Annotated in this window: 17 protein-coding genes; 11 read left to right on the forward strand and 6 right to left on the reverse strand. The window is 64.2% G+C overall.

Going from position 1 to position 20373, the window contains the following annotated elements; translation table 11 throughout:
* Positions 1-129 precede the first annotated feature (129 nt).
* Genes AC097R_RS10100 through AC097R_RS10120 form a run of 5 tightly spaced genes read left to right on the forward strand, consistent with a single transcriptional unit; the run spans position 130 to position 5525 of the window.
* Positions 130-972, forward strand: a complete 843-nt coding sequence (locus AC097R_RS10100) for a GNAT family N-acetyltransferase (protein ID WP_479597945.1) — start codon at positions 130-132, stop codon at positions 970-972.
* Positions 972-1841, forward strand: coding sequence for a UDP-2,3-diacylglucosamine diphosphatase (locus tag AC097R_RS10105; protein WP_479597946.1), 870 nt, complete (start codon positions 972-974; stop codon positions 1839-1841). The genes AC097R_RS10100 and AC097R_RS10105 overlap by 1 nt, the downstream gene beginning before the upstream one ends.
* Complete coding sequence (locus tag AC097R_RS10110) at positions 1838-2914, forward strand: glycosyltransferase family 4 protein (RefSeq protein ID WP_479597947.1); 1077 nt, start codon at positions 1838-1840, stop codon at positions 2912-2914. The genes AC097R_RS10105 and AC097R_RS10110 overlap by 4 nt, the downstream gene beginning before the upstream one ends.
* 38 nt (positions 2915-2952) lie before the next feature.
* Positions 2953-5046 (forward strand): polyphosphate kinase 1, encoded by a 2094-nt coding sequence (gene ppk1, locus AC097R_RS10115; protein WP_479597948.1) that lies wholly within the window; start codon positions 2953-2955, stop codon positions 5044-5046.
* A gap of 17 nt (positions 5047-5063) precedes the next feature.
* Positions 5064-5525, forward strand: coding sequence for a SixA phosphatase family protein (locus tag AC097R_RS10120; RefSeq protein ID WP_479597949.1), 462 nt, complete (start codon positions 5064-5066; stop codon positions 5523-5525).
* Positions 5526-5537: 12 nt separating this feature from the next.
* On the opposite strand, the gene AC097R_RS10125 is transcribed toward AC097R_RS10120, so the two are convergent.
* Positions 5538-6035, reverse strand: a complete 498-nt coding sequence (locus AC097R_RS10125; protein ID WP_479597950.1) for a hypothetical protein — start codon at positions 6033-6035, stop codon at positions 5538-5540.
* Between the two features lie 141 nt (positions 6036-6176).
* Here AC097R_RS10125 and AC097R_RS10130 point away from each other — a divergent pair, with 141 nt between their 5' ends.
* On the forward strand, positions 6177-7982 hold the full coding sequence (locus tag AC097R_RS10130; protein ID WP_479597951.1) for an EAL domain-containing protein: 1806 nt from the start codon (positions 6177-6179) through the stop codon (positions 7980-7982).
* 19 nt (positions 7983-8001) lie between these two features.
* Here AC097R_RS10130 and AC097R_RS10135 read toward each other — a convergent pair whose 3' ends face one another.
* The 5 genes from AC097R_RS10135 to AC097R_RS10155 are packed head-to-tail and all read right to left on the reverse strand — an operon-like array spanning position 8002 to position 14303.
* The gene (locus AC097R_RS10135) at positions 8002-9237 is read right to left on the reverse strand and encodes an SPOR domain-containing protein (RefSeq protein WP_479597952.1); all 1236 of its coding nucleotides are present in this window, start codon (positions 9235-9237) and stop codon (positions 8002-8004) included.
* A 3-nt stretch (positions 9238-9240) separates the two neighbouring features.
* Positions 9241-10365: a lytic murein transglycosylase B gene (gene mltB, locus AC097R_RS10140; RefSeq protein ID WP_479598119.1), complete on the reverse strand. Its 1125-nt coding sequence runs from the start codon at positions 10363-10365 to the stop codon at positions 9241-9243.
* Between the two features lie 15 nt (positions 10366-10380).
* Positions 10381-12396 carry a transglutaminase TgpA family protein gene (locus AC097R_RS10145; protein ID WP_479597953.1) on the reverse strand — a complete coding sequence of 672 codons (2016 nt, stop codon included), beginning with the start codon at positions 12394-12396 and terminating at the stop codon, positions 10381-10383.
* Positions 12397-12405: 9 nt separating this feature from the next.
* Entirely contained in the window at positions 12406-13386 is a 981-nt protein-coding gene (locus AC097R_RS10150) for a DUF58 domain-containing protein (protein ID WP_479597954.1), read from the reverse strand.
* The gene (locus tag AC097R_RS10155; RefSeq protein WP_479597955.1) at positions 13383-14303 is read right to left on the reverse strand and encodes an AAA family ATPase; all 921 of its coding nucleotides are present in this window, start codon (positions 14301-14303) and stop codon (positions 13383-13385) included. Before AC097R_RS10155 ends, AC097R_RS10150 begins: the two co-directional genes overlap by 4 nt.
* Positions 14304-14344: 41 nt before the next feature.
* Between AC097R_RS10155 and AC097R_RS10160 the strand changes: the two genes are divergently transcribed.
* The 5 genes from AC097R_RS10160 (at position 14345) to AC097R_RS10180 (ending at position 20371) form a co-directional block, all read left to right on the forward strand.
* Positions 14345-15298: a histone deacetylase family protein gene (locus tag AC097R_RS10160; protein WP_479597956.1), complete on the forward strand. Its 954-nt coding sequence runs from the start codon at positions 14345-14347 to the stop codon at positions 15296-15298.
* A complete protein-coding gene (locus AC097R_RS10165) occupies positions 15298-16587 on the forward strand; it encodes a mechanosensitive ion channel family protein (RefSeq protein ID WP_479597957.1) in 1290 nt (429 codons plus the stop codon). Before AC097R_RS10160 ends, AC097R_RS10165 begins: the two co-directional genes overlap by 1 nt.
* A 214-nt stretch (positions 16588-16801) precedes the next feature.
* Complete coding sequence (locus AC097R_RS10170; protein WP_479597958.1) at positions 16802-17551, forward strand: electron transfer flavoprotein subunit beta/FixA family protein; 750 nt, start codon at positions 16802-16804, stop codon at positions 17549-17551.
* Positions 17552-17553: 2 nt separating this feature from the next.
* Positions 17554-18486 (forward strand): electron transfer flavoprotein subunit alpha/FixB family protein, encoded by a 933-nt coding sequence (locus AC097R_RS10175; RefSeq protein WP_479597959.1) that lies wholly within the window; start codon positions 17554-17556, stop codon positions 18484-18486.
* Positions 18487-18580: 94 nt separating this feature from the next.
* The gene (locus AC097R_RS10180) at positions 18581-20371 is read left to right on the forward strand and encodes an acyl-CoA dehydrogenase (RefSeq protein ID WP_479597960.1); all 1791 of its coding nucleotides are present in this window, start codon (positions 18581-18583) and stop codon (positions 20369-20371) included.
* Positions 20372-20373 lie beyond the last annotated feature (2 nt).

Here is a 20373-nt window from a genome sequence, read left to right on the forward strand (position 1 = left end):
TTGAATTATTGAATCAATGACCACGGCGCAGCCCCTGTCACAAAAACTTCACGCGTCTGCCATGTGTGGGTCACAGGTGCTCTTCACACTTCCCGGTCAGTGCAATCACGCTCAAGGAAGGGGACAAGAATGCCAACAACATCCGCCACCGCCGTGCCTACGCTGGCCTCGCCCACTGTACACCCCATCGCGCCTATCGCGGTGCAACCCATCGCCGTGCAGGCGTCAGACGCCGCTCCCGCGCGCAACGGCATCCAGGTCTCCTGGGCCCGCCAACAGGACGAAGTGCGCGCCGCCCAGCGCCTGCGCTTTGATGTGTTTGCCGGAGAGATGGGCGCGCGCCTGAACACCCCGATCGCAGGCCACGACGTGGATCTGTTTGACAACTACTGCGAGCACCTGATCGTGCGCGACCAGGCCAGCGGCCAGGTAGTGGGCACCTACCGCGTGCTCACCCCCACCCAGGCCAAGCGCGTGGGCAGTTTTTACAGTGACACCGAATTTGACCTGACCCGCCTGCGCAGCTTGCGCGAACGCATGGTGGAGCTGGGCCGCAGCTGCGTGCACCCGGACCACCGCCACGGCGGCGTCATCATGGCGCTGTGGGGCGCACTGGCCGAGTTCATGGTGCGCAACCAGCTCGACACCATGATTGGTTGCGCCAGCGTGCCCATGCTGCACAACGGCATCGTCAGCGGTGACGCTGCGGCCAGCATCTGGCGCCAGGTGCAGGCCACGCACCTGGCTCCGATCGAATACCACGTGCGGCCGCGCCTGCCGCTGCCCATTGAACAGCTCGACAGCACATTGGATGTGGAACCCCCGGCGCTCATCAAGGGCTATCTGCGCCTGGGCGCCAAGGTGCTGGGCGCGCCGGCCTGGGACCCGGACTTCAACTCGGCCGACCTGCCGATGCTCATGCGCATCGCCGACTTGCCATCCCGTTACCGCAAGCACTTTCTGGGGGCCTGATGCGCACCGCCTTCGACGCTCTGGGAGCCAACTGGCAGGGTTTGGCGCCAGACGCCGAAGCCGATGACGACGAAGTGGGCCACCGCCGCTACCGCGCGGTGTTTGTGTCCGACATCCACCTGGGCACCGCAGGCTGCCAAGCCAAGCCGCTGCTGGACTTTCTGAAGCACCACCCCAGCGACCACCTCTACCTGGTGGGCGATATCGTGGATGGCTGGCAGCTGCGCCGCCGCTGGTTCTGGCCCCAGGCGCACAACGACGTGGTGCAAAAGCTGCTGCGCCGCGCGCGCAAGGGCTGTCGCGTGGTCTTCATTCCCGGCAACCACGATGAATTTGCGCGTGCCTTTGTGGGCCACCAGTTTGGCGGCATCGAGGTGTACGAAGACACGGTGCACACCACCGCAGATGGCCGTACGCTTTGGGTCACGCATGGCGATTACTTTGACGGCGTGATCCAGTGCGCCAAGTGGCTGGCCTACCTGGGTGACAACGCCTACGAGTTCACGCTCAAGCTCAACCGCTACCTCAACAGCCTGCGCGCGCGCATGGGGCTGCCGTACTGGTCGCTCTCGGCCTACCTCAAGCACAAGGTCAAGAAAGCACTGAATTACGTGACAGACTTTGAGAAAGCCGTGGCCCACGAGGCACGCCGCCGCGGCCACGACGGCGTGGTCTGCGGCCACATCCACCATGCCGAGATGCGCACCATCGAGGGCACGCTGTATTGCAACGACGGCGACTGGGTGGAGAGCCGCACCGCGCTGGTGGAGCACCTGGACGGTCAGCTCGAACTCATTTACTGGGCGGGCACGCCCACCCCACCGGCCACTGCGGTGGCCACCCCCGCACTGCAGGAAACCCACGCATGAAACTCGCCCTGATTACCGACGCATGGCAACCCCAGGTCAACGGGGTGGTGACCACCCTGGTGGAGCTGGTGCGCGAACTCGAAGGCCTGGGCCATGTGGTGGAGGTGATCCACCCCGGCCTGTTTGCCACCCGTCCATGCCCGGGCTACGCAGGCATTGACCTGGCCGTGCGCCCCGGCAAGGCGCTGGCGCAGATGCTGGACGCCAGCGCGCCCGACGCCATTCATCTGGCTACCGAAGGCCCGCTGGGCTGGGCCGCGCGCAGCTACTGCCGCAAGCACAAGCTGGCCTTCACCACGGCGTACCACACGCGCTTTCCCGAGATCTTGCAGGCCGCACTCAAGGTGCCGCTGTGGATGGGGTATGCGCTGTTCCGCTATTTTCACAAGCCCTCGTCGGGTGTGATGGTGCCCACGCCCAGCGTGCTGCGCATGCTGGATGCCAAGGGCTTTCGCAACCTGCGCAGCTGGACGCATGGGGTGGACATGCAGCTGTTTCAGTACCAGGAGGTGCCCAAGGTCTACCCCGCGCTGGGGGTGCTGGCGCGCCCGGTGTCGCTGTTTGTGGGCCGCGTGTCGTACGAGAAAAACATCGCTGCGTTTCTGGACATGGACGTGCCCGGCACCAAGGTGGTGTGCGGCGTGGGCCCGCTGGAAGCCAGCCTGCGCGAGCGCTACCCCCACGTGCGCTGGCTGGGCGTGCTGCCGCGCGACGAGCTGGCGAAGGTCTATGCCGCGGCCGATGTGTTTGTGATGCCCAGCCGCTCCGAGACCTTTGGTTTGGTGATGCTGGAGGCCATGGCATGTGGTACGCCGGTGGCGGCCTACCCGGTAGAGGGGCCTAACGAGGTGGTGGGGACGCCCGCCCAGGGCGGGGTGCTGGACCCCGACCTGACTGCGGCCTGGTACGGCGCGCTGGCAGTGCCGCGCCATGAGGCGCGCACGCGGGCGCTGCACTTCAGCTGGGCCTACGCCTCCCTGCTGTTCGCGGGCCACTTGGTGCCCGCGCACACCGCACGGACGCTGCCCCAGCCCGTGGCGCAAGATGTCACACAACTGTCATCTGGGACGTAAACAATCGTTCATCGTTGTGTCATAAATGGATGCCGTTCATGCTGTCTCTTATTCGCAAGCCTCTCGCGCTGGTGCAATCTGCGCCCCCCGCACTGCTGGACCGTGACCACAGCATCCTGGCGTTCAACGAGCGCGTGCTGGACTGGGCGGTACGCGACGATGTGCCACTGCTGGAGCGCCTGCGCTTTCTGTGCATCGTTTCCAGCAACCTGGATGAATTTTTTGAGGTGCGGGCCGAGCCGCACCTGAGCGCCTACCAGGCCAGTGACCGCAAGGGGCAATACTCGGTCGGCTCGTTCGACCGCCTGGCTGATGCCCTGCACCAGCTGGTGGCGCGCCAGTACACGCTGTACAACGAAAAGTTGATGCCGGGGCTGGAAGCACAGGGCTTGCGCATCCTCTCCCACGGCGAGCGCAATGCCGCGCAGCGCGCCTGGGTGAAGCAATACTTTGAGCGCGAGGTGCGCCCGCTGCTGATTCCCGTGGGACTGGACCCCTCGCACCCGTTTCCCCAGGTGGCCAACAAATCGCTGAACTTCATCGTGCGGCTGAGCGGCAAGGACGCCTTTGGGCGGGAGAACGAAATCGCGATCGTGAAAGTGCCACGCGTGCTGCCGCGCCTGATCCGCATGCCGGACAAACTGGTGGGCAACAAGGCCTGGTTTGTGTCGCTGTCCAGCATCATTCGCGCACACCTGGACGAGCTGTTCCAGGGGCGCGTGGTGGGGCAGTTTTCGCAGTTCCGCGTGACCCGCCACTCTGACCTGGCGGTGGACGAAGACGATGTGCAAAACCTGCGCACCGCACTGCGCCAGGGCCTGGTGCACCGCCACTACGGCCAGGCGGTGCGTCTGGAGGTGTCAGCGGGTTGCTCGGAACACCTGGCGGACTTTTTGCTCAAACAGTTTGCGCTGCCCGCCAAGGCGCTGTACCGCGTGCACGGCCCGGTGAACCTGGTGCGCCTGACGCAGCTGATCGACCTGGCCAACCGCCCCGACCTGTGCTTTGCACCGTACCGCGCGGCCTACCCGGTGCAAATCCAGTCCAGCCAGTCCATCTTTGACCAGCTCAAACAGCGCGACATCCTGATCCACCAGCCGTTTGAGAGCTTTGACGGGGTGCTGACGTTTTTGCGCGAGGCCGTGAACGACCCCCAGGTGTTGGCCATCAAGCAAACCATTTACCGCACCGGCGCAGACTCCGAGCTGATGGACTTGCTGCGTGAGGCCGTGCGCCGCGGCAAGGAAGTGACTGTGGTGGTGGAGCTCAAGGCGCGCTTCGACGAAGAGGCCAACATCAACTGGGCCGAGATGCTGGAGTCGATTGGTGCCCAGGTGGTGTACGGCGTGGTGGGCCTGAAAACGCACGCCAAGATGATGCTGATCACGCGTCGTGAAGGCAAGTCGCTCAAGCGCTATGGGCACCTTTCCACCGGCAACTACAACCCGCGCACCGCCAAGCTGTATACCGACGTGAGCCACCTCACAGCCGACGTGGCGCTCACCACCGACATGGAGCATGTGTTTGTGCACCTGGCCAGCCAGAGCAAGCTGCCGCGTTTGTCCAAACTGTGGTTGGCGCCGTTCTATTTGCACCGCAAACTGATCGCCAAGATTGACGCCCTGGGCGAGGCGGCGGCACGCGGTGTGGAGACCCGCATCGTGGTGAAGATGAACTCGCTGACCGACGAGGCGCTGATCCGCAGCCTGATGGCCGCGGGCAGCCAGGGCGTGAAGATTGATTTGATTGTGCGCGGCGCCTGCATGCTGCCGGCCCAGGTAACGGGCTATACCGACAACATCCGCGTGCGCTCGGTCATTGGGCGGTTTCTGGAGCACTCGCGCGTGTTTTATTTCCGCCAGGGCCAGGTGGAAGACCTCTACCTGTCGAGCGCCGACTGGATGAACCGCAACATGGTGCGCCGCGTGGAACTGGCCTGGCCCGTGACCGATCCGGTGCAGCGCCAGCGCATTGTGGATGAGTGCCTAGTGGCCTACTTGCACGATGGCGTGGATGCGTGGGACCTGGGGGGCGACGGGGTGTACCGCCGACAAGAAGCACGCACCGATGTGCCTGCTCACGGTGCACAGGCGGCGCTGATGGGCCGCTACGCGCGCAATGACAAAGGATAAAAAAGGGAGTGACGGCGATGGATCTGATTTTGTGGCGGCACGCAGAGGCCATTGATCTGGAGCTGGTGGGGGACGACATGGTGCGCACCCTCACCGCCAAAGGCGAGAAGCAGGCGACCCGCATGGCGGGTTGGCTGGACCGGCAGCTGCCGGAAGGTGCCAAGGTGTGGTCCAGCCCGGCGCTGCGCACCGAGCAAACTGCCCAGGCGCTGGGGCGAAAATTCAAAACCCATGCGGCGCTAGCGCCGTTGTCCACCGTCGATGATTTGCTGGACTTGGTGCACTGGCCGCATGTCAAGGGCTGCGTGCTGGTGGTGGGCCACCAGCCCACGCTGGGTCACACGATTGCGCGCCTGCTGGGGTTGGCCGAGGCCGATTGCGCCGTGAAAAAAGGCGCCATCTGGTGGCTGCGCCACCGCGAGCGCGAGGGCATTGCCCAGACCATGGTGGTCACGGTGCAATCCCCCGAGGTGCTGTAGACCAGGTCGGCCTCAGGCCTTCTTAGCCTTGGCAGGGCGGCCGGTCTTCAGGCTGGGCACGGCTTGCAGCGCGGCCTTGAACGCGGTGTCAGACAACGCCGCCAGCACCTTGATGCCTGCGCGAATCAGTTCGGTCTTTTTGGCAGGGGTGCCTTGCTTGGCGGCACGCAGCTTGAGCACGTCCAGCACGTCGTACTCGGGCTTGGGAATGGTGAAGCTGTCGCGAACCATCTTGGGCTTTTTGGCTTTGACCACAGGGGCTGCAACAGGCTTGGCAGCGGGCTTCTTGGGCGTGGTAGCGGCTTTGGTGGCCTTTGCAGGCTTGGCTTTGGCGGGAGGCGCCACTGTGGCAGGTTTTTTCACCGGTGCAGCGGGCTTTTTGGCGGTGCTGGCTTTTGCCTTGATGGGGGCTTTGGCGGCTGGCTTGGCTACAGCTTTGGCGGGCGCCTTGGCACTCACCTTGATGGGGGCTTTGATCTCAACACCGGTTGCATTGTCTGCAGTCGTCACGTGGTTTCCTTTGAAAAAATAAACGGTATATACAGTTTATATCGTTTAATAAATTTCACAAAATCGCATGACACAGTTTTGTCATTGGGTTGTCATAAGGTTTCCCTAGACTGCCCCTCTAGTCGTTTTGGAACCCATGCCATGCCAACATCAACCTTGCGTTTGGTGGCCGCCCGCACTACCGGAGAGGGTGAACCAGGTCCTTTAAAAAAGGTGCTGAACGACGGGACCTTGTATCCCGTGTTCCAGCCCATCGTGAACCTGGCAGACGCCTCCATCTATGCCCACGAGGCGCTGATACGCGGCCCCGCGGGCACGCCCCTGCATACCCCCGACAACCTGCTGCGCGCTGCGGCACTAGAAGGCTTGGGCTACGAATTCGAGTGCGCTTGTGTCATGGCTACCCTGCGCAACTGGGGCCATATGCGCGGGGTGGGGCGCCTGTTTGTGAACATCAGTGCCAATGCGCTGACCCGCATTGTTCAGCTGCAGGGGCGTGACGGGCTACTGCGCTGGATTCAAGACATGCGCGTGGTGCCGCGCATGCTGGTGCTGGAGATCACGGAGCACGAGCGTGTGGAGAACATGGACCGCCTGGCCGAGGTGGTGAATGACATCCGGTCCGCCGGCGTGTCGCTGGCGCTGGACGATTTTGGTGACGGCCATTCCAGCCTGCGGCTGTGGTCACAGCTCAAGCCCGAAGTGGTGAAGATCGACAAGTACTTCACCCGCAACATCAGCGAGCACGGCGACAAGCTCAAGACCATCCAGGCCCTGCAGCAAATTGCCACCATCTTTGGCAGCTCGCTGGTGGCCGAAGGCATAGAGACCGCCGAGGACCTGCGCGTACTGCGCGACCTAGGCATTGAGTATGGCCAGGGCTACTTTCTGGGTCACCCCGACCGCGCGCCGCTGAAGTACCTCGGGGTGGAGCCACAACGCGTTCTTGGTGAGCGCCAGGTGGTGGTGTTTCCCGAGCTCAGCCGTGTCTCGCAAGGCGGTCATTTGCGCAGCCTGTCGCTGCTGCGCGCGCCTACGGTGACAGCACAGACCAGCAACGACGCGCTGGCCGAGCTGTTTCTGGAGCACCCCACGCTGCATGCGGTGGCACTGCTGGAGGACGACTGCCCGGTGGGCATCGTCAACCGCGCCACGTTCATGAACGAGTACACCAAGCTCTACTACCGCGAGGTGTGGGGCCGCAAGTCCTGCGCGGTGCATGCCAACCGCGAGCCGCGCCTCATCGAGCGCGAGCACTGTGTGGACGAGTTGGTAGGCATTCTCACGTCGCAAGACCAGCGCTACTTATCTGACGGTTTCATCGCCATTGAGAACGGCCGCTACGTGGGCTTGGGCACGGGTGACCAGCTGGTGCGCTCGGTGACCGAGACGCGTATCGAGGCAGCCCGCCACGCCAACCCGCTGACCTTTCTGCCAGGCAACATCCCCATCAGCCAGCACATCGAGCGGCTGCTGAAAAAAGAAGTGCACTTTGTCGCCTGCTATGCCGACCTGAACAACTTCAAACCTTTCAACGACTACTACGGCTACTGGCGTGGCGACGAGATGATCCGCCTGCTGGCACGCATTGCCATGGAGCAATGCGACTCGCAGCGCGACTTTCTGGGTCACGTGGGCGGCGACGATTTCATCCTGCTGTTCCAAAGCCCCGATTGGCAACAGCGTTGCGAGCGGCTAGTGCAGGAATTTGCCGAGCGTGCGCAAGCCATGTTTGACGAGCAAGCCCGAGCCCAGGGCGGCATCGAAGCCGAAGACCGCCATGGTGTGATGCGCTTCTTCCCGTGCACCACACTGTCGATCGGCGCGGTGGCCATCGACGGCAGCCAGTACACGCGTGCCGAAGATGTGGCCAATTTGGCGGCTCTTGCCAAACACGACGCCAAACAGGCTGGCGTTGGCTTGTGGGAACGTTGCGCTCCAAACTGAGTTTGCCGAGGCCATGCGCCTACTCGGGCGCGACCAGCGCGTCCAGACCAAATGTTTTGATCTTCTGAGCCGCGGTGTCGGCTTCTGTCTGGGTTTCAAACGGGCCGACCCACACGCGGGTGCGCGGCCCGCGCACGGCCTGGAACGCTTTGGAGTTGGCGGGCAGGTCTGCGTCCATGAGCCGGGTGAACGCATTGCGCGCGTTGTTCTCGTCGGCAAAGATGCCCACGTTCACGACAAAGCGGCCCGTGGGTGCGGGGCGGGGGGCTGCGCGCAAGGGCTCGGTGGCCGCTGGCGTGGGGGCCACAGCCTTGGCTTTGGCGCGCACGGGTTGTGACGCCGCGGGTTTGGGCACCGCGGTGGGTTTCACCTCCGCAGGTTTGGCTTCCACGGGCTTGGCAGCTGCCGGCTTGGCGGCCGATGCGCTAGCCGCGGGCGTGATTGTCACGGCGGCCTTGGCAGGGGTAGGCATCGGTGCGGAAACCGGGGGGGACGCTGCTGCCTTGGGCGCGGAAGCGGCGATCGCAGGCGTTGCCGCAGTCGTCGCGGTAGAAGCAGGTGCCGATGCTGGTAGTGCGGCCGGCTGGGCAACCGAGGATGCGGGTGCTGAAGCCGCCGGTGCCGTGGCATCGGTGGCGCGGCCCACAGCCAGGTTGCGGGCGTCACTCAGTTTGTCCACGGCCTTGTCGGCATAGCCCGGCAGAGGCTCAAAGCCACTGAAGTGGGTCCACGAATAGGCCGCCGCCGCGGCGATCAGCAGGTTCAGCACGGCCAGCACGATCAGGCGCCGGCGTGTGCTGGCCTGGCGTGCCAGCAGGGCGCAGGCCTCGGGCACGGTGGCGCTGGCTGCCAGTGCGGCCTGCATGCGTTTGCGCGTGGCGTTGTGCAGCAGCGCGTTGCCGCCCAAGCCGGGTACCGCCACGGCGATGACCAGCAGTGTGGCCAGCAGGCCCCACTGCGTGCCTTCAGAAAACTGGAACACCAGCCTGCCGATGCCAAACACCGACAGTGCCAGTGCAACGACACAGCCCGAGTACAGCAATGCCGCATGCCACAGCTGGCGGAAAGCCAGCCAGTTCAGCGTGTACAGCGCGGCCGACCAATTCCAGCTCAAGCCCGGGCGGTCTGCCGCTTCAAAGCGTGTGAACAGCGGCAGGTAGTAGGCGCTGTTGACATCCCCAATGGCTGCGCGGTACAGCGCGGTGGTGGAGTGTTCGTCCGTGTTGTCCAGGGCAGTAGTGGGGGCGGCAGGCATGGTTTATTTTGGCACGGCGGAGGCGTTGACCACACCCGCCGCTACTGCGTTGCCCAACTCGATCACGGCCAGGGCGTAGTAGCTGCTCCAGTTGTAGCGGGTGATGGCGTAGAAGTTGTCGGTGCCTGCGATGTACAGCGGCGCATCGGCCCCGTTCTGCAGCTCTACCAGGGCGAGCTTGCCGGGGTGGGCCAGAGCGGCTGCGTCCAGCAGCACCCCCTTGTCGGCCATGGTCTGGGGCGCAAAGCTGGGCACGATGTCGGGCGCCAGCAGCGTGGTGCGGTCCAGGCGGGCCGGGTCTAGCTGTACGGGGTAGTGGGTGGGCAGGTCGCGCTGCCATTTGAAGGCGACAAAGTAATTGGCCACCGAGCCTATGACGTCGGCGGCGCTGTGGAACAGGTCCACGCGGCTGTCGCCATCGAAGTCGATCGCGTACTTGGCCCAGCTGGACGGCATGAACTGCGGCAGGCCCATGGCGCCCGCATAGCTGCCGCGCAGGGCCAGCGGGTCGGTCTGGGTGCGGGCGGTCAGGCTCAAAAAGGCTTCGAGCTCAGATAGGAAGAAGGCAGCACGCTCAGCCTTGCGCGGGTGGGCACTGGGGAAGTCAAACGCCAGCGTGGTCAGTGCGTCCATCACGCGGTAGGTGCCGGTTTGCTGGCCGTAGATGGTTTCCACGCCGATGATGCCCACGATGATGCTGGCTGGCACGCCGGTCTCACGCTCGGCGCGCTCCAGCGTCTCGCGGTTGTCCTGCCAGAACTTCACGCCAGCGCGGATGCGGATGGGCTCCACAAAACGGCTGCGGTACAACGCCCAATTTTTCGGCGTGCCCACGGCGGGCGGCGTGATGGCGCGCACCACGGAGGCCACCATGCGCGACTGGCCCACGGCGTTGCGCACCCAGTCGCGGTCCAGGTTGCGGCGCTGTGCGATGTCGTCGGCAATCAGCATGACCTCGGGCCGTGTGGCATACAGCGGGCCGGCGTTGGCGGCGGGTGGCGGTGGCGTTGCCACTTTGGCCCGGTGGGCATGTTTGGCGGCGGGTTTATGGCGTTTTAGGGTGCTAGCCCCCGCGGACATTGCGCAAGCAGCTATTAAAAACGTAGCGGTGAGGCGGAGGGAAAAGATCACGGGGTCCAATGGTCAGGGCTGGCGCACAGGCCAGGGCAGTTGCCGGAATTCTCGCCGCAGTGTACCCAGCGTGGCGGCTGCCGGCTGGGGGGCGTAGCGCCAAGCTTCCAGGCGCAACAACCAGTCGCTGAGCTGGCGCGCGTGCGCGGGGTCCCCCGGCCACTGCTGTTGCAGCAGTGAGGCCAGCTGGCGCGGTGGGGTCTGGGCCGAGCTGGCCAGACCCGCGCGCTGCAGGCGCTGTTGCGCGCCGTGCAACAGGCGCAGCCAGGGGTCTTGGTGGTAGCGCTCCCACAGCGTCCAGGCGGCGCCCAACAGGCTGGCCAGCACGATGAGGGCGATCAGCACATAGCTCAGGTCTTCCCAGCTGGGGGTCTCAAAGCCCAGGTTGCGCAGCAGGTTCAGTTGCTTGGCTTGGCTGTAGTTCAGCACCCACTGGTTCCAGCGGTTGTTGGCGGCTTCCCACATGGCGCGCAGGTTGATGGCAAAGCCCGGGCTCATGGTGTTGAGCGCCTGGGTGAACACGTTCTGCGGTGCCTGCAGCCGGTTGAACGAGCCGGTGCGCGCTGGCGACACGGCCGAAGTGGGGTCCACGCGCACCCAGCCCTGGTTTGCCACCCAGACCTCGGCCCAGGCATGGGCATCGCTCTGGCGCACGGTCCACAGGCCGTCCACATTGTTCACTTGACCACCCTGGTAGCCGGTGACTACGCGCGCGGGCACGTCCAGGGCGCGCATCAGCAGCACAAAGCTGGAGGCAATGTGTTCGCAAAACCCGGCTTTGCGGTCAAACCAGAATTCGTCGGCCGTGTGGGTGCCAAAGACACCGGGCTCCAGCGTGTACACGTAGCCGCCGGTGCGCAGGCGCTGCATCACTGCGTCCACCAGCTGGGGCGTGCTGGCGCGTGCCAGTTCGGGGCTGCGGCGCATCTCGGCGGCGAGTTGCAGCGTGCGCGGGTTAAAGCCCGGCGGCAGGTCCACATAGTCTTGCAGCCCCACCGCCAGCTTGCTGGGGCCATGGCGGAACTGCGGGTAGCTGGTGGCGCGGTAGCGCACCAGGTCGGCAATCGGCTGGTCCGACAGCCATTGCAGATCGGGCGACATGCTGGGCGTGTAGCCCACGATCTCGGGCTTGGTGGGCGTGGCGTCCAACACCAGCAACCAGGGGCGGTCGTTAGCGGCCAGGGTGACCTGGTACTTCACCGGTTCGCCCTGCACCTGCAGCTCGGGCTGCAGCTGGTAGCGCGGGGGGAAGTTGGAGCGCAGCGGGCGCCACTCGCGCCCGTCAAAGCTGGAGAGCACGGGGCCGCGGAAATACAGGTCGGGTTGCGCGGGCGGCGGCCCGTCAAAGCGGATGCGCATGGCAATGCTGTCGTCCAGCGCCAGACTCGCAATCGTGCCCACTTGCATGCTGGCGGAGAGGCCACTGCGGCCGCTCATGGCGTCGCTCGGCAGCCCCCACAGCGGTGCAATGCGCGGAAACAGCATAAACAGCACGGCCATGATGGGGGCGCCAAGGAGTGCCATCCACCCCGCCGTTTTGGCGGCCTGCAGCAGCGGCGGGCGGCCCACGGGCATATGGGCATTGACCAGCGCGGTGAGCAGGCCCAGCAGCGCGACCAACATGGAGGCGGCGGTGAGCAGGCTCTGCGAGAAAAAGAAGTTGGACAGCAGGGTGAAGAAGCCCAGGAAGAAGATCACAAACGCATCGCGCCGGGCGCGCATTTCCAGCGTTTTCAGCGCCAACAGCACCACGATGAAGGTCACCCCTGCATCACGCCCCAGGATGGTCTTGTAGGTGAATGCGGTGCCCGCCGTGGCCAGCACCAGCAGGGCCATGAGCCACCAGCGCGAAGGCAAGGGCTGGCCCTGCACCGCCAGCCAGCCGCGCCACAGCAGCACCGCTGCCGCCATGCCGCTGCACCACAGGGGCAACTCTGATGTTTGTGGCGCAATGGTCCAGGCGATGACCAGCAACAGAAACAGCGTGTCACGCGCTTCGCGGGGCAGGTGGTGCAGGCGCTTGAACATAGGGGTGGCTCAGGCCAGCGCGAGCGCTTGCAGGCAATTCTTCTGGTGGGCCGGACCGCTGTCGGGCAGCAGCTCGGTGCCAGCCAGGCGCAGGCCGTAGCGCAGGCCCTGCTTCTCGGCCAGCAGCACCCAGGCACACAGGCGAGACAGGGCGTGCTCGCGGGAATTGCCCAGGCCCTGTGCCGCATGGGCCAGGTCCAACCAGAGCTCAAAGCGTTGCGACTGCTGGGCATCGCGGCTTACCAGCTCGTCGGCCTTGGCGGCTTTTTTCCAGACGACAAGCTTGAGCGGGTCGCCGCGGCGGTAGGCCCGCACGCCATCAAATTCGCCCGTGGCCTGGGGGCGTACTGTGGCCGCGCCGCCGGCGCGCGGTTCGCCCGGTGGCAAGGGCGGCGGATGGGCCTCGGGTGCAGGGTAGACCAGCACCTGGGCCGCAGGCCGCCACACGGTCCAGACGCGGAAGGTGCCCAGCGGAAAGCGGGTCTCGGCGGTCAGTGGCGGCACGCGGTGCAGGCCGCGCCGCTCGGGCTGAAAGGCCACCTGTACTTTGGCGCTGCCCTGCGAGGGGACATCGGTCCAGCTCCAGTGGTCGGAACCCAGCACCGCCAGCCCAATGCCATAGCGCACGCCCTTGCGTTCGCTCTGGACATGGATGGGGATATGCACGCTAGCCCCCGCAAACTGTGCGTCGGGTGCTACCAAATGCATAGTGATGCCACGCAGCGTGCCGTGGCAAACATGCATGCCAATCACTGCGCTGCCCGTCAGCAAGAAGGTCAACACATAGCCCAGGTTGAGCTGATAGTTGATGCTGGCTACCAGGAGCACCAGCAGTGTCAGCCCCAGCATCAGGCCAGGGCGCGTGGGCAGGATGTAGACATTGCGCTGGGTCAGCGTGGTGCTGTCCTTGAGCGGCAGGCGTGATTGCCACCACGCCTGGAAACGGCGGCGCACTGCTGCCAGCGGATTGAGCTGCGCCAGCACGCTCACGGCAGAGGCACCACCTGCAACATGGCGCGCACTTGCTCGACGGCGCCGCGGCCCGCGTCACCCACAGGGATCAGGCGGTGCGCAATGGTTTGCGGCAACACGGCCTGCACGTCGTCGGGCGCGACGTAGTCACGCCCGCTCAGCAGCGCCTGTGCCTTGGCTGCACGCACCACGGCAATGCCGGCGCGGGGTGACAGGCCCTGTAAAAACCACTGGCCGGAGCGCGTGGCGGCGATCAGGTCCTGCACGTAGTCCAGCAGCGGCCCGGCGGCATGCACGGCCAATACCGTGGCCTGCAGCTGCAACAGCTCGCCTTCGCCCAACAGACTGGGGAGCGCGTCTACCATGGCGCGGCGGTCTTCGCCTGCCAGAAGGGCGCGTTCAGAGGCGCGGTCTGGGTAGCCGAGCGAGATGCGCATCAGGAAGCGGTCCAGCTGCGATTCGGGCAGGGCGTAGGTGCCCAACTGGTCCAGCGGGTTCTGTGTGGCGATGACAAAAAACGGGTGGGGCAGGGGCCGGGTTTCGCCTTCCACGGTGACCTGTTTTTCTTCCATGGCTTCCAGCAGCGCGCTCTGGGTTTTTGGACTGGCACGGTTGATCTCGTCAGCCAGCAGCACTTGCGCAAAGATGGGGCCGGGGTGGAATACAAAGGCCTCTTTGCCGCGTTCGTAAATCGACACGCCCGACAGGTCGCTGGGCATCAGGTCAGAGGTGAATTGCACGCGCGAAAACTGCAGGCCAAAGCTGCGCGCCAGTGCGTGCGCCAGCGTGGTTTTGCCCACGCCGGGCACGTCGTCAATCAGCAAGTGGCCACCGGCCAGCAGGCAGGCCACGCAGTCCTGTAGCTGGGTCGGTTTGCCCACAATCACCGTGTTAAGCTGAGCCAGCAATGATTTAAGCTTGTGTTGTGCATCCATGGCACGACGTTACCCGAAATTCCTGAATACCGAGCGCATTGGTGAACAAGACCGGATACTTTTCGCACCGCGATTGCCGCAAGCACGACATGGGCCACGGGCACCCGGAATGCCCAGAGCGCCTGGATGCGATTGAAGACCGTTTGCTCATCACCGGTGTGGCCGATGCGCTGGACCAGCGCGAGGCCCCCCACGCCCCCATCACCGACCTCGAACTGGCCCATGGCCGCATGTACGTCGCCTCGTTGCGCGGCCTGACCGATGGGCTGCGCGAGGATATTACGGCCGGTGGCCCCAGCCATGCGCAAATCGACCCCGACACTTGCATCAATGTCCACACGTGGGACGCCGCGTTACGTGCCGCCGGTGCTGCGCTGGCCGCGACCGATGCCGTGCTGGCCGGTGAAATGGCCAACGCGTTTTGCGCCATTCGCCCACCAGGCCACCATGCCTGCAAAGACAAGGCGATGGGCTTTTGCTTTTTCAACAACGTGGCCGTGGCCGCACGCTATGCGCTGGAACGCCACGGCCTCAAGCGCGTGGCCATCGTCGACTTTGATGTGCACCATGGCAACGGCACCGAGAACATCGTGGCGGGTGACCAGCGCATCCTGATGGTGAGCTTTTTTCAGCATCCGTTTTACCCGGAAGGCGGCGCCCGCTCCCATGCCAGCAACCTGGTGAATGTGCCGGTGCCGGCCTACACCAAGGGCGAACAGGTGCGCGCGCTGATTGAGCAGCATTGGCTGCCACGGCTGGAGGCCTACCAACCCGAGATGATCTTCATCAGCGCGGGCTTTGACGCGCACCGCGACGACGACCTGGGCCAAATGGGCCTGGTCGAAAAAGACTACACCTGGATCACCCAACAGCTCAAGGCCGTGGCCGAGCGCCATGCGCAGGGACGCATCGTCTCCTGCCTGGAGGGTGGCTACAACCTGGACGCACTGGCCCGCAGCGTGGAAGCCCACGTGCGCGTGCTGGCCGATTTGTGATGACCATCCTCAAACACCTTCCCACCCCCCGGCCTATTGACGATTTTGAGGGCTGGCTCGCGGCCTTCACCCAGCCCACCGTGCTGGTGGAACTGCTAGCGCTGGCGCTCAGCGTGGCACTGGCCTGGGGCATGGTCGCAGCCCTGCGCCGCACATTGGGGCAGCAGGAAGAGCGCTCCATCTGGTTTGGCAAGCGGGTGGTGGACGGCGTGCTGTTCCCGCTGGTGCTGCTGTGCCTGGGCTATGTATCGCTGGAACTGTTAAGCAACTTTGTCCCCGTGGCGGTGTTCCGCATCGCCATCCCGGTGCTGATGTCGCTGGTGGTGATTCGCGTGGGCGTGAAGGTGCTGCAGGCGAGCTTTACCCAATCGCGCTGGGTCAAGCCGCTGGAACAAACCATTTCCTGGGTGGCCTGGCTGGCCATGGTGCTGTGGGTGAGTGGCTTGCTGCCGGTCATCCTCAACGAGCTGGACCAGATCACCTGGAAGGTGGGCGGCACCACGCTGTCGGTACGCAACATCATCGAAGGCCTGATCACCGCGGGTGCGGTGCTCATCATCACGCTTTGGATTTCTGCGGGTATCGAGTCGCGCCTGCTGCGCTCGGCCACCGGCGGGGAGCTGTCGCTGCGCAAGGCGGTGAGCAACGCCGCGCGCGCGCTGCTGATGTTTGTCGGGCTGATGCTGGCCTTGTCGGCCGTGGGCATTGACCTGACGGCGCTGTCAGTGTTGGGCGGCGCGGTGGGTGTGGGGATTGGTTTTGGCCTGCAAAAGCTGGCGGCCAACTATGTGAGCGGCTTTGTCATCCTGGCCGAGCGCAGCATGCGCATCGGCGATGTGGTGCGGGTGGACAACTTCGAGGGCACCATCACCGAGATCAACGCCCGCTACACCGTGATCCGCTCACAGACCGGGCGCGAGTCCATTGTGCCCAACGAGATGCTGATTACCCAGCGCGTGGAAAACATGTCGCTGGCCGACAGCCGTGTGCACCAGGTTATCAACGTGGCCGTGGGCTACGAGAGCAATGTGGAGCAGGTGATGGCCCTGCTGCTGGAGGCCGCGCTGAGCCAGCCCCGCGTACTGCATGAACCCGCACCGTCCATCAGCCTGGCCAACTTTGGCGCGGACGGGCTGGAATTCACCGTGGGCTATTGGATCAATGATCTGGAAAACGGCCAGGGCAATCTGCGCTCGGACATCAACTTGGCCATCCTGCGCGCCCTGCGCACGCATGGCATCGACATTCCCTACCCGCAGCGCGTGGTGCATACGCGCACGGCCCCCTGAGTTTTGATGAGCTGCCTCTAAGTTAAGTCGCCAAAGCGCCAGAAGGCGCGCCGCGCGCCGCTATAATCATAAAAAAGCACGATCGTTCTATTTTGTGTTTATGATGGCGGGGCGCAGACGATAGTCGGGGCCGCAAGGCCGTCCCGCATAGAATCGACTGATTGACGTGCACGTCAACTAAACAGACCCATTTTTAACCTCTGGAGTGGCAGCAATGAAAGTCCTGGTACCCGTCAAACGTGTGGTGGACTACAACGTGAAAGTTCGAGTGAAGTCGGACGGCACGGGTGTAGACATCGCCAACGTCAAGATGAGCATGAACCCCTTTGACGAAATTGCGGTGGAAGAAGCCGTACGTTTGAAGGAAAAGGGTGTGGTCACCGAGGTGATTGCTGTGTCCTGCGGTGTGGCCCAGTGCCAGGAAACCCTGCGTACCGCCATGGCCATCGGCGCCGACCGCGGCATCTTGGTGGAAACTTCTGAGGAGCTGCAGCCCCTGGCCGTGGCCAAGCTGCTCAAGGCCCTGATCGACAAAGAGCAACCCGGCCTCGTGATCCTGGGCAAGCAAGCCATTGACGACGATTGCAACCAGACCGGCCAGATGCTGGCAGCGCTGGCTGATCTGCCCCAAGCCACCTTCGCCTCCAAGGTGGAAGTGGCCGACGGCAAAGCCAACGTCACGCGTGAAGTGGACGGTGGCCTGGAAACCCTGGCCGTGACCCTGCCTGCCATCATCACCACCGACCTGCGCCTCAACGAGCCCCGCTATGTGACCTTGCCCAACATCATGAAGGCCAAGAAGAAGCAGCTGGATGTCTTCAAGCCTGAAGACCTGGGTGTGGACGTGACTCCCCGCATCAAGACCCTGTCGGTGGCCGAGCCGGCCAAGCGCAGCGCCGGTATCAAGGTGCCCGATGTTGCCACGCTGGTGGACAAACTGAAGAACGTTGCAAAGGTAATCTGACCATGACCGCACTCGTAATCGCCGAACACGACAACGCATCCATCAAGGGTGCCACCCTGAACACCGTGACCGCCGCCGCCCAGGCCGGTGGTGATGTGCACGTGCTGGTGGCTGGCCACAACGCCGGTGCCGCCGCTGCGGCTGCCGCGCAAATCGCCGGTGTGTCCAAGGTCATCCACGCTGACAGCGTCTCTTTTGAACACGGCTTGGCCGAAAACGTGGCCGCCCAGGTGTTGGCCATCGCCTCTGCCTACAGCCACATCGTGTTCCCCGCTACTGCTTCGGGCAAGAACATCGCCCCCCGCGTGGCTGCCAAGCTGGATGTGGGCCAGGTGTCCGACATCACCAAGGTCATCAGCGCCGACACGTTCGAGCGCCCCATCTACGCCGGCAACGCCATCGCCACCGTGCAAGCCACGGATGCCGTGAAGGTGTTGACCGTGCGCACCACCGGCTTTGACCCCGCTGCTGCCACCGGTGGCTCCGCCGCCGTGGAAACCGTGGCCGCTGCCGCGACCAACGCCAACGTCACGTTTGTGGGCTCCGAGATCGCCAAGAACGACCGCCCTGAGCTGACCGCTGCCAAGATCATCGTGTCCGGTGGACGCGCCTTGGGTTCCAGCGAAAAGTTCATGGAAGTCATGACGCCTCTGGCCGACAAGCTGGGTGCTGCACTGGGCGCCTCGCGCGCTGCGGTGGACGCGGGCTACGCGCCCAACGACTGGCAAGTGGGCCAGACGGGCAAGATCGTGGCACCCCAGCTGTATGTGGCCTGCGGTATCAGCGGTGCCATCCAGCACTTGGCCGGCATGAAGGACAGCAAGGTCATCGTGGCGATTAACAAGGACCCCGAAGCACCGATCTTCAGCGTGGCCGACTTTGGTCTGGAAGCTGATCTGTTCGTGGCGGTGCCCGAACTGATTGCGGCGCTTTGATGCCAGTGTGAAAAAGGGCATCGCGCGCGGTGCCCTTTTTTTTGGTCTGCATGCCAACGTACCCCGCCTGTAACAAGAATTTTTGGAGACTTCCATGAGCTACGTCGCCCCCGTCAAGGACATGCTGTTCAACATCGAACACCTGGCCAACATCGAACAGATCGCCCAACTCCCTGGTTTTGAAGACGCCGGCCTGGACACGGCCCAGGCCGTGTTGGAAGAGTCCGCCAAGTTCACCGAAGGCGTGTTGGCCCCGCTGAACTGGGAAGGCGACAAGAACCCGTCGAGCTGGAAAGACGGTGTGGTTACCGCCACCCCAGGGTTCAAGGAAGCCTTCAAGCAATTCACCGACGGCGGCTGGCAAGGCCTGCAGCACCCGACCGACTTCGGCGGCCAGGGCCTGCCCAAGACCATTGGCGCCGCCTGTGGCGAGATGGTCAACAGCGCCAACATGAGCTTTGCGCTGTGCCCGCTGCTGAGCGACGGCGCGATTGAAGCGCTGCTGACGGCGGGTTCCAACGAACTCAAAGCCACGTATCTGGAAAACCTGGTGAGCGGCAAATGGACCGGCACCATGAACCTGACCGAACCCCAGGCGGGCTCCGACCTGGCCATGGTGCGCAGCCGCGCCGAGCCGCAGGCCGACGGAAGCTACAAGGTATTTGGCACCAAGATTTTCATCACCTGGGGTGAGCACGACATGGCCGAGAACATCGTCCATCTGGTGCTGGCCCGCGTGACCGGTGCGCCCGAGGGTGTGAAGGGCATCAGCCTGTTTGTTTGCCCGAAGTTCATGGTCAACAAAGATGGCAGCCTGGGTGCGCGCAATGATGTGCACTGTGTCTCCATCGAACACAAGATGGGCATCAAGGCCAGCCCGACCGCAGTGCTGCAGTACGGCGACCACGGTGGCGCCATTGGTTACCTCGTGGGCCAGGAAAACCGTGGCCTGGAGTACATGTTCATCATGATGAACGCCGCCCGCTATGGTGTAGGCGTGCAGGGCATTGCGATTGCCGAGCGTGCCTACCAAAAGGCCGTGCAGTTCTCCAAGGACCGCGTGCAAAGCCGCCCCGTGGATGGTTCTATTGCCGCCAGCGCGCCCATCATTCACCACCCCGATGTGAAGCGCATGCTGATGACCATGCGTGCCTACACTGAAGGCTGCCGCGCCCTGGCCAGCGTGGGCGCCAGCGCCTATGACGCGGCCCACCACCACCCCGATGCCGACACGCGCAAGCAGAACCAGGCCTTTTACGAATACATGGTGCCGTTGATCAAGGGCTACAGCACCGAGATGAGTCTGGAAGTCACCAGCCTGGGCGTGCAGGTGCACGGTGGCATGGGCTTTATCGAAGAAACCGGCGCAGCCCAGTACTACCGCGACGCCAAGATCCTGACGATCTACGAAGGCACGACGGCCATCCAGGCCAATGACCTGGTGGGCCGCAAGACCTCGCGCGACGGTGGCCAAACGGCCAAGGGCATTGCCGCGCAGATTGAGACTACGGAGGCTGAACTGGCCGCCAGTGGCTCGGCCCACGCGCTGGCCGTGGCCAAGCGCCTAAAGGCTGCGCGCCTGGCCTTCATTGACGTGGTGGAGTTTGTGGCGGGTAACACCAAAGCCAGCCCGAACGCGGTGTTTGCAGGCAGCGTGCCCTACCTAATGCTGGCTGGCAACCTGATGGCGGGCTGGCAGCTGGCGCGTGCGTTGCTGGTGGCCGAGAAGCAAATTGCTGCGGGGACCGACGTGCCCTTTATGCAAGCCAAGACCACCACGGCACGCTTCTACGCCGACCACCTGCTGAGCAAGGCCGGTGGCCTGCGCGACAGTATTGTGGAAGGTGCCGACAGCGTGACCGCATTGGCCCTGGAGGCTTTCTGACC

It is taken from the genome of Rhodoferax sp. ZS1R25 (genome assembly GCF_056521335.1).